Annotated in this window: 9 protein-coding genes; 5 read left to right on the top strand and 4 right to left on the bottom strand. The window is 46.3% G+C overall.

The features are described from left to right. Positions 1-357: 357 nt before the first annotated feature. The gene (locus tag BJP34_RS50330; protein ID WP_418904113.1) at positions 358-567 is read right to left on the bottom strand and encodes a M protein trans-acting positive regulator PRD domain-containing protein; all 210 of its coding nucleotides are present in this window, start codon (positions 565-567) and stop codon (positions 358-360) included. 447 nt (positions 568-1,014) lie between these two features. Here BJP34_RS50330 and BJP34_RS07040 point away from each other — a divergent pair, with 447 nt between their 5' ends. From BJP34_RS07040 to BJP34_RS07030, 3 genes are all read left to right on the top strand, one after another. Next, the gene (locus tag BJP34_RS07040; protein ID WP_070391731.1) at positions 1,015-1,992 is read left to right on the top strand and encodes a family 2A encapsulin nanocompartment shell protein; all 978 of its coding nucleotides are present in this window, start codon (positions 1,015-1,017) and stop codon (positions 1,990-1,992) included. Continuing rightward, positions 1,985-4,699 (top strand): SufS family cysteine desulfurase, encoded by a 2,715-nt coding sequence (locus tag BJP34_RS50325; protein WP_418904112.1) that lies wholly within the window; start codon positions 1,985-1,987, stop codon positions 4,697-4,699. The genes BJP34_RS07040 and BJP34_RS50325 overlap by 8 nt, the downstream gene beginning before the upstream one ends. A 208-nt stretch (positions 4,700-4,907) precedes the next feature. Then, on the top strand, positions 4,908-5,888 hold the full coding sequence (locus BJP34_RS07030) for a family 2B encapsulin nanocompartment shell protein (RefSeq protein ID WP_070391730.1): 981 nt from the start codon (positions 4,908-4,910) through the stop codon (positions 5,886-5,888). Positions 5,889-6,683: 795 nt separating this feature from the next. Here BJP34_RS07030 and BJP34_RS07025 read toward each other — a convergent pair. After that, complete coding sequence (locus BJP34_RS07025) at positions 6,684-7,256, bottom strand: Uma2 family endonuclease (RefSeq protein ID WP_070391729.1); 573 nt, start codon at positions 7,254-7,256, stop codon at positions 6,684-6,686. Positions 7,257-7,647: 391 nt separating this feature from the next. Next, positions 7,648-9,981, bottom strand: a complete 2,334-nt coding sequence (selD, locus tag BJP34_RS07020) for a selenide, water dikinase SelD (protein ID WP_070396530.1) — start codon at positions 9,979-9,981, stop codon at positions 7,648-7,650. A gap of 298 nt (positions 9,982-10,279) precedes the next feature. Between selD and BJP34_RS07015 the strand changes: the two genes are divergently transcribed. Further along, positions 10,280-11,200, top strand: a complete 921-nt coding sequence (locus tag BJP34_RS07015) for a putative selenate ABC transporter substrate-binding protein (protein WP_070391728.1) — start codon at positions 10,280-10,282, stop codon at positions 11,198-11,200. Here BJP34_RS07015 and BJP34_RS38985 read toward each other — a convergent pair. Next, on the bottom strand, positions 11,152-11,490 hold the full coding sequence (locus BJP34_RS38985; RefSeq protein ID WP_149030846.1) for a hypothetical protein: 339 nt from the start codon (positions 11,488-11,490) through the stop codon (positions 11,152-11,154). The genes BJP34_RS07015 and BJP34_RS38985 overlap by 49 nt on opposite strands. 285 nt (positions 11,491-11,775) lie before the next feature. Here BJP34_RS38985 and BJP34_RS07005 point away from each other — a divergent pair, with 285 nt between their 5' ends. After that, a complete protein-coding gene (locus BJP34_RS07005; protein ID WP_070391726.1) occupies positions 11,776-12,543 on the top strand; it encodes a phosphonate ABC transporter ATP-binding protein in 768 nt (255 codons plus the stop codon). The last annotated feature ends 215 nt before the right edge of the window (positions 12,544-12,758 follow it).

Below are 12,758 nucleotides of genomic sequence, written 5' to 3'. Positions count from 1 at the left end.
ATAACAAATAATAAGAGTTTTTGGTAGACTCTGCGACATTTTCTTTTGCTGTTCACTAACCTCCCTTCAGTATACCAAATAGTTGGAGATATTGCTAGACTATGTGACACTTTTTATAAGTGTATACAAACCCTGATGCGATCGCAAACTCAACATCGCACTTTCCTCACTCCCTAAGAGGGCTGATGGGTTATAGTGAAATCAAGTTACTTAGGATTCTCGATGACCTGATCAGCTTTTAGCTTCCAGGAAAAGAAGCCCCAAATCTGCAAGGGTGATCGACCACCCATGGCCTACCGCCAAGTGTGAGTGTGGGATTTTTGCACAAAGTCTTTGACACAAAACCGGCAAGATGCCTTATATTATATTGACTGACAAGCAAGGTCGAAAATGCTGCTTGTTGGTTAAATGCTTCACGTATTTGGATGCATCAGTTACCTTAAATCTTTGTCGTTGCTCGTAACTTTGCTCTAAATATCTTTCATTCTGATTACTTTTAAAATATAGCTTAGGCACAAAGATGGTGCCAGTTTGGACTAGATAAACAAAGAGCGCATTTTCCACCATGAAATAGCCCTGGTTAGATATACTTATGCATTGGTTAAATGAGCTAGGTTTTTATTTTTGTCTGATCAGGTGCAAGAGCTGAGTATACTTAGATATTGCACCAAGTTAAAAATTTACCTGTCAAACTAGGGAACAGGGAACGGCGAACAGGTAAAAGTAATAATATTTGACTATTTAAGTACTAAAATTGATTGTTATCACTGCCGTTATTAAGTTTTTTGTAGTTGTGCAATATTTCATTATATAGTGTTTTTGTAATTCAATAAACACTATATAATAATGTGGAAAATCCCTTGTCAACAAGCACAATAAGCCATGGTTAATTAAGAAATATTACCGATTACTTAACAAGATAAAAGATTTGTTTATTCTAAATTGCTGTCGGCCTCAGCATAATAGTATATTAATCCAGGTGAATAAAATTAATGTACTGCTTGGATTTAAGAGATGGTTTATACATCAGACCAACCGCAACAAAGCTTAAGTACTCAAACAGCGCGTAATTTAGCGACGACGACTAAAACAGCGCCCCAAATGCGGGGGAAGACCCCACGTTTACTCCTCAAGCTTCTACCTTGGGTTGAGGTTTCAGGTGGTACTTACCGGGTGAACCGCCGAGATATCAGAGTTACAGAAGAGATGCCCACGAACGATGATGGGGAAAAGAACATTGAAATATTAAGTGGTCACGAAGGCGAACCCAGCGTCACCCAAACCTTTGTTGACTACGACGATGAACCTCGGGAGTATCCCCTGAGTATTGTCCAGACCATCTTGAAGATTCATACCCGAGTCGGTGATCTCTACAGCAATGCCACGGATCAGGTGCGAGAGCAGTTGCGCCTCACCGTTGAAGGATTGATGGAACGTAAGGAAAAGGACATTATTAACCATGATGGTGATGGTGATCCCGACAAAGCCTATGGCTTACTCCATGCCGCAGATCCATCTATGCGCATCTCCACTCGTACTGGGCCACCCACACCGGATGACTTTGATGAACTATTGGCAAAGGTCTGGAAACAGCCAGCATTTTTCTTAGCTCACCCCCAAGCGATCGCTGCCTTTGGTCGAGAATGTACGCTCCGGGGTGTTCCTCCTGCAACCGTTCAACTATTTGGTTCACCCTATATCACCTGGCGAGGGGTTCCGGTAGTTCCGAGTAATAAGTTGAAGGTAAACGAGGGCAAAACCAATATTCTGCTGATGCGAGTTGGCGAAGCCGCCCAAGGGGTGGTGGGTCTACACAAAACTGGCGTGTCTGGAGAACAAGTGCCAGGTGTGTCCGTGCGCTTAATGGGGATCAATGACCAGGCGATTGCCACTTACCTGATTACCACCTATTTTTCCGTAGCCTGCCTTGTGCCCGACGCCCTAGGCGTTCTGGAGAACGTAGATATTACGACCTACCATAATTATGACTGAAGAACAAGGTTTAAATCTTTCCCCATCGCCTCAGAACAGTCAACCCCTTGAAAGTTCTTTCGGAGGGGATCTATCCGATCCCCAAATGTTAGATCAAATATTGAATCAGCTCTTGGCCCAGCTACCCGAACCGCTAACCTCACCACAGGCAATAGCTGGCATGATACCACAGATGTTGACTGGACAGGGTTTAAGTCAACCCGTAGCGGCTGCTCAATCCCAATCCAGCAGCCAGAGTCCCAAGCAACCGGAGGCTCAACCCCAGCAGACCACTAGTGGGCAAAGTCCAGAGCAATTGCTGTCTGATGCCCAACAGCAGCTGTCCAGCCTACAGGGTCTAGGCCAAATAATAGACCCAATCATGTCTGAGGCTCAACAACTTATGTCTGGTCTGGAGAGCCTAGACCTATTGGGAGCTGAAGCTCAACAGCAGCTGTCCAGCGGGTCAACCCCAGACCAGATGGCTGGAACTAGTCAGCAATCTCCTGATCTGCAGGGAAAAACACCCACATCTGCCCCATTAACGTCAGTGCCTCAGGGGGATACCTCTGGCTCTGCCTTAATGCCTGAGATCTCCTCAGCACAAACCCCCAACTTGTCTCCGACTCAAACCAGTGAGGCAGCAACCAAAAGCACAACTGCACCCAGCACTGCTACCGAAGCCAATCGGCCAGGGCGTCAAGTACCCAGCCAATCTCCAAGCAGTGAAAATGGCATGACAGGGATGGGGGATCTCAGCCTCAGCGAGTTCCTACCCGACTCAGCCGAATTACAGCGTCTGTTTGAGCAAGGCATGGCAGCCGTTGTGCCAACCGAACCTGCTCTTCCGGCTTCCCCTCAATCTGGCTCAGACCAGATGGGAGCAGCAGGATCTACCAGTACAGCATTGCAGAACCCTGAACAGGTAGGATCGGAGGTTGAACCAAAAGCTAAAACGGTGCTAAACCCTGAACAACCTGGTGCAGTGAGCCAACAATCCTCTCCTGATATCCAGGGTAAAACAGCGGCTTCTTCCCAACCTGCGTCTTTATTTGATGAAAGTTCCCCCGATTTTTACTTTTTGCCAAATCTGTCTCCAACCATGACCTCTGCTGCCTCTATGCTACCTGCTGGTGACCCATCCGGTAGCAACATGGTGGCTCCCGAACAACTCGGAGGGGTAATAGAAACCCAAAGCCGTGAGCTACAAGGTCAAGGGGAAGGGGAAATCCAAAACCTCAAACAAATTGGGGGACGGAGCACCAGCGAGGCTCTACCTCAGGTTGAGATGCTACCCGGTGCCGAGTTCCTGAGCATTTTAGAGGAAGGGGTTGGTCGCATTCCTCTGAGTGAAGCAGATCTGCATCAGTCTCTAACCGAACCTCCAGCAGCGGTGCCCCTGCCCCCTGGAAGCACACCTAAGTTTTACTTTTTGCCAGACTCAAAACCGGCGGAGTCAACTTCATCCAAGCCTTCCACTGAGCAACCAACCTCGCAACTGCCCAAAGATGGCTTTGATGTGGAAGCGGTAAGGCGAGACTTCCCAATTCTGCACCAGCAGGTTCATGGCAAGCCACTGATCTGGATGGATAATGCGGCCACCAGTCAAAAACCCCAGAGCGTGATCGATACCCTATCCCAGTTCTACGAACAGGATAATTCCAATGTACACCGAGGGGCTCATACCCTAGCGGCGCGCTCTACCAATGCCTACGAAGACGCTCGGGAAAAAATTCAACGGTTTCTGGGCGCAAGTTTAGCCAAGGAAATTGTCTTTGTACGGGGTACGACCGAAGGGATTAATCTGGTGGCGCAAGCCTATGGTCGCAAGCATGTTAAAGCTGGGGATGAGATTTTGCTCACTACCTTAGAGCACCACTCTAACATTGTGCCCTGGCAGATGCTAGCCCAAGAGAAAGGAGCTGTGTTAAAGGTTGCTCCTATTAGTGATCAAGGGGAAATCCTACTGGAGGAATATCAAAAACTGCTCAGCGATCGCACCCGTATCGTTGCCCTAAGTCATGTTTCCAATGTATTGGGAACGGTGCTGCCCATCAAAACCATGGCAGCTATGGCTCATCGCCATGGTGCTACGGTTATGGTCGATGGGGCTCAATCGGTTCCCCATTTCCGAACCAATGTTCAAGACCTGGGGGCTGACTTTTATGTTTTCTCCGGTCACAAGCTCTTTGGCCCCACTGGTATTGGTGCTCTATATGGCAAGGCAGCTTTACTCAAAGAGATGCCTCCCTGGCAAGGTGGTGGCAACATGATTGATTCTGTTTCCTTTGAAAAAACTACCTTTAACGACATTCCAGCTAAATTTGAAGCAGGTACCGGCAACCTGGCGGCAGCCGTAGGTTTAGGGGCAGCCATTGACTATCTCAATCAAATTGGTTTTGAAGCAGCGGCTAAACATGAAGAAGCATTGATGGCCTATGCCACAGCGGCAATGGCTGCTATTCCAGGATTGCGCCAGATTGGCACAGCAGCGGGTAAGGTAAGTACGTTGTCCTTTACCCTTAAGAATATATCTTCAGAGGATATGGGGAAATTCTTGGATAGTGAAGGCATTGCCGTGCGTGCCGGACACCATTGCGCCCAACCCACCCTGAAACGGTTTGGGTTGACTAGCACTGTGCGCCCATCCTTAGCCTTTTACAACACCTTTGGAGAAGTAGATAAGCTGATTGCAGCAATTAAAAAGGCCAAACACCAGCTATCCTAAAACTCAATCTAAATATTAGAATCAGGGTAAACGCATCTTGTCAATAAACTGGGAGTATTTTTCAATAAACCAGGCTTTATTGCGCTTGTTGACAAGGAATTTTATACATAAAATAGTGTTTATTTAATTTTAAATACACTATATATAGGAATCGTGCCAATTAGATGCGTTTACTCTTAGACCCTAATCGTTTAAGAGAACCGATTCTATGGTTTACACATCGGAGCGGCCACAACAGAGTGTAAGTGTTCGGGCCGCCAAGAAACTAGCCTGTACCACCAAATCCCCGCTGCAAATGCGGGCCATTTCACCACGCTGGTTGCTCCAGCTATTGCCTTGGGTTGAAGTTTCAGGGGGGACTTACCGTGTCAACCGACGGGATGTCAGAATTTTAGAGGGTTTTTCCGCAAACGATGACGGAGAAAAGAACATTGACATCTTAAGTTGTCACGAAGGGGAACCCACCCTCACCCAAACCTTTGTTGACTATGACGATGATCCGCCGGAATATCCCTTAAGGGTGGCTCAAACGATTGTGCGGGTGCATACCCGGGTCAGTGACCTCTACAGCAATGCCAGAGATCAGTTGCAAGAGCAGTTGCGCTTGACTATTGAAGGGCTAAGGGAGCGCAAGGAATGGGAAATTGTCAATAACGATGGCAATGGTGATCCAGACCGAGCCTTTGGGTTACTCCACAGGGCGGATCCTTCCATGCGACTCTCAACACGCACAGGTCCCCCCACCCCCGATGATTTCGATGAACTCTTGGCTAAGGTGTGGAAACAACCTGCTTTTTTCTTGGCCCACCCTAAGGCGATCGCCGCCTTTGGTCGGGAATGCACTCGTCGTGGGGTTCCCCCAGGCACAGTGAACCTGTTTGGATCGCCCTTTATCACCTGGCGCGGGGTTCCCATTATTGCCAGTAACAAACTTGCCGTGGACGCCAAAGGCAAATCCAATATTCTGCTGATGCGCGTGGGTGAAGCGCAGCAAGGAGTGGTAGGGCTACGTAAAACAGGTTTGATTGGCGAACATGAAGAGATTCCAGGTGTGTCCGTGCGGTTGATGGGCATTGACCAGAAAGCGATCGCCTCCTACCTCGTCACCCTTTACTTTTCTGCTGCTGTGCTGGTTCCCGATGCTTTGGGGGTACTAGAAAATGTAGATATTGGTTGCTACTATGATTAGGTGTTAGGTGTTAGGGAAATTCCCTTGTGTTCTGCAACGTTTTCTGGTATTATTATTTTAGAATTAGATAGATATCTTCGAACTTAAGGTGGGATGCTTTAGATAGCAAGGGCTTCAGCTTTTGGACAATTGAGCTATTCTTGGTCGGAATTTTCTCCCGGTTTACCCTGGTAGCCGGATAGATGTGCGCCTATAGATGACTTAAGATTCTGGTTGACTGACAAAACTATTCAACAGCATATTGGTACGGATGATGATGATAATGAGCTCGGCGAAGACTTAGGAAAAGCCTTATCAGCGTCTAAACGCTGAAAACCCCGTCTTTTTAAAGCGGGGATGAAAGCGAATAGTGGCTTTAGCCACCCGTCTCAACTATTTTGGCAAAAGGGTACTATTTAGATATGGGTACAGGCTGAAAATCCGAGGCGCAACCGGGAGAGAGACCCGCCACTGCTTGACCTTAAAGAAGAAATGCCCGGAGGGTAGGGAAAGTCCTCCTTAAAAACCCAATCATCGACTAACAATCGGTGTGTGAACCCAGCAAAGCACAGCTTGAGAAAACAACGGTACGGCGGGGCACGCCGAAACCAGGTGAAACAGGGGAGTAACGGACTCTATAAGGCACTCGCCAAAAAGTAACCAAACGTCTAAGGAGACTAGCCCGCTGGGTATGCGCGTAAACTGAACTGAAATCTTGGTCTTGACGGGTTTTTGGTTTAGGTATTGCCGCAAGGATACGGAGGTTTAAGGCCGGTCGTAGATCTAGGAATCCCCGCGTCTTTAGACCGGGGAGTGTCAAAACAGCTGCTCAATATTTTCGTAGAGCTTGGCGATCGCACAAGAAAAGCCAATGCTGGTAAACTTGATTGTGTCTCCGGCTCGATAGATCTGGGGAACCCACAGATTGTTTGACTTACGCTGGAATTGCTCCACTAGAATTTGTTTTTGGTGGAGTAGCACATACTCCTCAAATTCTGCGATTGTCTTGTAGTCGGCAAATTTCTCACCTCGATCAAATGCTTCGGTGGAGTCTGATAACACTTCAATAATCAGTTTGGGGTGCATAATAAAGTCTTCATTGGAGTAGCGATCCCTGTCGTCACAGGTTACAGCTAAATCGGGGTAATAGAAGAGATTTAAGGAGGGCAAGCGAAGCTTCATGTCAGTTGCATAAGAGATGCAACCTTTATCACGTAAATGATTTACTAGTAAAGCCGAGAGATTTCCTGTGATAATGACATGGGCTTTACTCGCAGCTGCCATAGCAACAATTTGACCCTGAAGATATTCATGCTTGATGGGACTAACCCGTTCAATTTCCAAGTACTCTTCCGGTGTAAAGTAGGTATGGCTTTTGCTAATTGTCATGAGGGAATAGGGAATGGGAAAACGGGAATGGGAAAACGGGAAACGTTTATCCTTGCTGCTTCCATGTAAATGGTAAGGTAGACAAGGGAGATGGGGATAGTGAGAAAAAAATCTATTCCACACTCCCCTAACTCTTTCTAAATGGAGCGATCGCTTCCCTTGTGTTTTGAACGTTTTTTGCTATTATTATCTAATAATGCGATAGGTGTACGCCTATAAATGCAATTTGTCTCCCTTGATGTAGGGGCGGGTTCACCCGAAATTTGGCAACCACACGATAATTGAGCTAAACCCGCCCCACCGGTATCACCGGGGCGGGTTTACCGAATTGATTTGTCAATGTGTCTGCCCAATACTGCATTCTCAATTATTAATTCTCAATTCTCAATTCTCAATTCTCAATTCTCAATTCTACATTCCTCAGGGTAATTGGCATAGTTTCCGGAGCAGGAATAACCCTACCAATCAAGGAGCTTTGCTTGTGGCCAAATGTTTTCAACTTCTTGATACATTCATCAACGTTTTCAGCTGGAATAGCAGCCAGGAGTCCACCAGAGGTTTGAGGGTCAAATAACAACTGGTATTTGGCTAAATCACCAACCTGGGTAGCATTATTTATGTAGATGGCTAGTCGTAAATTTTGAGGGTGTAGGGAACTGGTAATTCCTGCTTCCACGGTTTCTATGGCTCCTGGCAAAATCGGTATGGCATCTAAGTCTAATTCAACTCCCACTTGGGAGGCTTTTACCATCTCGAACAGGTGTCCGAACAGCCCAAATCCAGTAATGTCAGTGCAGGCTGTTGCGCCGGATTCAAGAAGGACTTGGGCAGCGGTTTGATTGGAGAGCAACATGGATTCAATGGCCTGCTCAATCCAGCGACCTTTAGCTTGGTAGCGCATATCAGCTGCAAACAGTGTTCCTGTACCAATAGCTTTGGTTAGAATCAACACTTGCCCAGGTTTCATCCCACTTTTGCGCAAAAGTTGGTCGGGATGAACTAGCCCGTTGCAGGACAGACCAAAGGCTAATTCCGCGCCTTCAGTGGTATGACCACCAATTAAGGGACTCTGACAGTCTTGGAGGATTTTATTGGCTCCCGACATCAATTGATAGAGGGTTTCTTCGATTTTTTCGTCTGTCCCGTAGGGAATGGTGACGATGGCTAAGGCACTTTGAGGAGTTGCTCCCATGGCAAAAATGTCACTCAAACAGTGATTGCTGGCAACTTGACCGAAGATATAGGGGTCATCGATCAAGCTACGAAAATAATCCACTGTCTGTACCAGCAGTTGACCGGCTGGCACTTGCAAAACAGCTGCGTCATCTGGGTCCCCCAATCCAATCATAATATCGGCTCCTCCCATGATCGGCAGCCGTTTGATCACCTTTTCTAGAATTGTACTACCGACCTTTGAACCACAGCCTGCACAGTGCATTTTGGGTTTGCTAATCGGTGATGGCAACAGGGAACTGGAGAGATTGTCTTCTTGTCTTTTGGACTCTTGATCTCCCCTACTGTTTGGTTCTTCCGCTTCCATTGACGGTAAATCGTCAAACTTATCCATGAATTTACGGTCAATTTGGTCTTTCCATAGCCACAGCAGCGGTGAGCGCCACTCCAAAAATGACCAAGAAGCGATCGCTTCTTGGTCCCCGGTGCCAATTAAACTTAAATATCGAGCCTGGGGATGGTAAGGGAGCAGTTTTTGCCCTAAGACAATCCGTCGCAGGTTTTCAAATAATGGTTTTCCCTGACGAACAGCAAATACCCCAGCTTTAGGCCGCTGGTAGTTTTGCATGGTGGCAATATCTCCAGTAGCAAAGACATGGGGATGGGAAATCGACTGTAAGGTATCGGCAACGAGAATGAACCCGCGCTCATCAGTGGCTAGTCCTGAGGCTTTAATCCAACTGGGAGCCGAGGCTTGAGTCACCCAAAAGACATGGTGGCATTCAACTTTTAAGCCAGAGTCACAGATCACCTTGAGGGGTTGGGATTGATCGGCATCAGCAGATATTTGACTCACTTCTTCCCTTAAATGGATTCTAATTCCTCGTTGGAATAAAATTTTTTCTAAGTGACCCCGGACCCAACGATTGTGCTGGGGTAACAGTTGTGTGCCTCGATGGAATAAATGAATTTGTAACTTCTCCGTCGGTTGACCGGCATGGGTTAAAATTTGATGCAATTTTGCTTGCATGTTCAGGGCCAGTTCTACTCCACCAGCTCCACCCCCAACAATACCCAAGGTGAGAGGACCCATGGGATTGTGTTCCACCTGGGCAGCGATTTGCTCCCAGGCTGCCAAAAACAGGGGAACCGGTTTTGCAGGAATCGCATACTTAGCTGCACCAGGTGTTCCAACCCTTGCTGGCGTACTGCCAATATCAATGGATAAATAATCAAAGGCAACAGGGGGATGATTGGCACAAATTACTTTCTTTTCAGTTAACTCCAGACCAATCGCTTGGTCTAAATATAATTGGGCTTTGGAAAACACCGCCAGACGACGCAAGTCGATGTGAGCTTCATCGTAGCTGTAAAAACCGGCAACATGACCTGGTAGCATTCCCGAATAGGGGGTGTGGGCATTGTCGGTAATCAGGGTTATACGGACACCAGGCAGAGGTTTCATGGCAAACTTTTTGAGAGCGATCGCATGGCTGTGACCACCACCAACTAAGACTAAATCTGTGGTGATCGGTTGAGGAGCTGGCTGCATGAGACCCGTTGAAAAAATTGAAAAAGCTGTCTTCAGTTTATCTAATTTTGCTTCAATAAAACCCACATCCCAGACTTGACAGTGTCATAGGTAATAATCAGGCTTTATCTGTGGCTGATCAAACATCGATAGCGCCAAATTCACTATTTATAGGTAAAAAAAATCGCCAAGCTACACAGAATTATTAGCGTATTACTTTCATACTACAACTTGATCGGCGAAATCTGGGATAAAAAAATTAAATTTTTACCTTTGCCAAAGTATAATCTTCACAGTTTGATGATCAATAAAAAAAACAATGAACAAAAAAATCTTACTAGGTTTTCTTTTAGTCCTATTACTACCGGTTACTGCCTGTTCCCCTAGCTCCGATTCTACATCCTCGTCTGGAAATGGGGCTCAGGTTCAATCTTTTACCACTGGAGCAATCCCCGATCAAGATCCTGAAAAGTTACAGCGACTCTACGGCAAGCTTGCAGCTTACCTAGAAGCAGAATTAAAGGTTCCGGTAGAATACAAGCCTGTGATTGACTATGCAGCAGCGGTAACAGCTTTTCGGGTGGGGGACTTGGATCTGGTCTGGTTTGGTGGACTGACTGGGGTTCAAGCACGGTTACAGGTAGAAGAGGCTGAAGCGATCGCTCAACGGGATATTGATGCTGAATTTCACACCGTTTTTATCGCCAATAAAAGCAGCGGGCTCAAACCCATTAAGGATATTAAAGATTTAAAAGTTTTGAAAGGTCATACCTTAACTTTTGGCAGTGAGTCATCTACCTCTGGACGCTTGATGCCCCAGTATTTTCTCGAACAAGCAGGGGTAACCTTAGACGATTTTAAAGGTGAAGTTGGGTTTTCCAAATCCCACGATGCCACGATTCAATTGGTTGAGGCAGGGAGCTACAAGGTAGGAGCCTTGAACGAACAGGTCTGGAAGAGTCGCGTTGCAGCTGGAAATGTGGACTTAAAAAAAGTAGAGTTGATTTGGCGAACTCCAGCTTACTATGATTATCACTGGGTGATTAATCCTAAAGTCAAAGAACGCTACGGGGATGATTTTGTCGAGCGGGTTCAAGCCGCCTTATTAAAGCTAGATCCTAATGTTCCCGAGCAAAAAGAAATTCTTGATTTATTTGGAGCTACTAAATTTATTTCTACAAAAAATGACAACTATGCCCAAATTGAGAAAATTGGACGGAAAATTGGCAAGATTAAGTAAATAAGCTGATGTACATTTAAATTGGCTATTCCCCGTTCCTTTATCCGCTGTTCCCTGTTACCTTTGAGAAATTTAGGTGGCGTTGCGTCAGTCTTCGCGCTGAATAGGAGTAGGGTGGGCATCCTGCCAGCCAGAAAAGATCGCCGAACAGGCAAGATGCCCATTCCACCTGAGGGGGTGACAAAAAGGCTAAAAACTAGACAGGGTATGGGGTGTGGGGTGTGGGGTGTGGGGAAAATAGAAGCGATGCAGCTTCGGAACAGGGGGTTTCCCCCACTCGCGCAAAGCATGGCTGACAGGGAATTTGGAGTGAGTAAGCGCGATAACAATTGCTCATATAGCTGATTTAACCGTCCCGTCGCCACTCCGCCAGCTCCTGATCTTCCCCTACACCCATCACCCCACACCCCACACCCCGTAAAGCTTTTAAGGCTGTTTGTCACCCCGTCAGCCATTCCACAGGTGCGACCCGTGGCGAATTTAATAATTAGATGCGGAAAGCCCACCTAAAAACTTTTAAAATCATTCCAATATTAAGCAACGCCAAATGCTGAAGAGCTTATCACTAATCACCAATGACTAAAATTCCTATCTTTGAACTCAAACAGGTATCCCAGCAATTTGGCCAGTTTCGGGCATTGACTAACCTTAACCTCAAGATTTATCCTGGGGAACGAGTTGCCCTAGTGGGGGCGAGTGGTGCAGGTAAAAGTACCTTGATCCGCCTGCTCAATGGCATTTTACTCCCCAGTCAAGGAGAAGTCTGGGTCTTAGGTCGTAATCTAGCTAGAATCTCCCCGCGCCAATTGCGTCAGGTACAGCGTCGCCTTGGCACCGTTTACCAACAGTTCAATCTAGTCAATAACCTCCGGGTGATTCATAACGTTAATGCGGGTCATTTAGGACGCTGGTCATTGATGAAAGCTCTTGTTTCTTTATTGTTTCCCCAAGAGGTAGACACTGCTCTCAAGGCTTTAGCTCAGGTAGGAATTCCCGAAAAGCTTTATGCACCCACCGAGGAACTGTCTGGAGGACAGCAACAAAGGGTTGCCTTAGCTAGAGTGCTGGTGCAAAATCCTGACGTGATTATTGCTGATGAACCGATTTCTAACCTGGACAGGCAAATGAGTCGGGAAATTATGGATTTGCTAAAGGAGATAAGTGAAACCGGGGGAAAGACATTAGTAACTAGTCTGCATTCTATCGAATTCGCCTGCAGTCATTGCGATCGCTTGGTGGGATTGCAACGGGGAAAGATTGTCTTTGATGTTCCTCCAGGGGTTTTGTCTCAGAGCATGATCGACAAATTATATGCTACAGAGACTGATCTGATGAATGTATAGTTTGAAATTTTTAGGAACCTTTCCGTCTCAAATTATATAGCACTTGGAGTAAATATTAAAACACATTAGAGGTCTATAAATCATCTTTAATCGAGTCAAATTAATCAAACTAAACCTTCCAAAAATGATGATTTAAACTTTAATTTTATCAACGATATTACCGTGACCAAAGTAGTTCTATTAATTTTCTAAATTTTGACTACAGTAAAGCTAAG

The sequence above is a fragment of the Moorena producens PAL-8-15-08-1 genome, from assembly GCF_001767235.1.
GTDB classification, from domain to species: domain Bacteria; phylum Cyanobacteriota; class Cyanobacteriia; order Cyanobacteriales; family Coleofasciculaceae; genus Moorena; species Moorena producens_A.
The sequence above is the reverse complement of the archived record's forward strand: the minus strand, read 5'-3'. Positions and strand labels throughout refer to the sequence as shown.

Bases quoted from the DNA above. Each gene is read 5' to 3' on its own strand.
- BJP34_RS50330 (WP_418904113.1), bottom strand. From the start codon at position 567: ATGGTGGAAAATGCGCTCTTTGTTTATCTAGTCCAAACTGGCACCATC.
- BJP34_RS07040 (WP_070391731.1), top strand. From the start codon at position 1,015: ATGGTTTATACATCAGACCAACCGCAACAAAGCTTAAGTACTCAAACA.
- BJP34_RS50325 (WP_418904112.1), top strand. From the start codon at position 1,985: ATGACTGAAGAACAAGGTTTAAATCTTTCCCCATCGCCTCAGAACAGT.
- BJP34_RS07030 (WP_070391730.1), top strand. From the start codon at position 4,908: ATGGTTTACACATCGGAGCGGCCACAACAGAGTGTAAGTGTTCGGGCC.
- BJP34_RS07025 (WP_070391729.1), bottom strand. From the start codon at position 7,256: ATGACAATTAGCAAAAGCCATACCTACTTTACACCGGAAGAGTACTTG.
- selD (WP_070396530.1), bottom strand. From the start codon at position 9,981: ATGCAGCCAGCTCCTCAACCGATCACCACAGATTTAGTCTTAGTTGGT.
- BJP34_RS07015 (WP_070391728.1), top strand. From the start codon at position 10,280: ATGAACAAAAAAATCTTACTAGGTTTTCTTTTAGTCCTATTACTACCG.
- BJP34_RS38985 (WP_149030846.1), bottom strand. From the start codon at position 11,490: ATGCTTTGCGCGAGTGGGGGAAACCCCCTGTTCCGAAGCTGCATCGCT.
- BJP34_RS07005 (WP_070391726.1), top strand. From the start codon at position 11,776: ATGACTAAAATTCCTATCTTTGAACTCAAACAGGTATCCCAGCAATTT.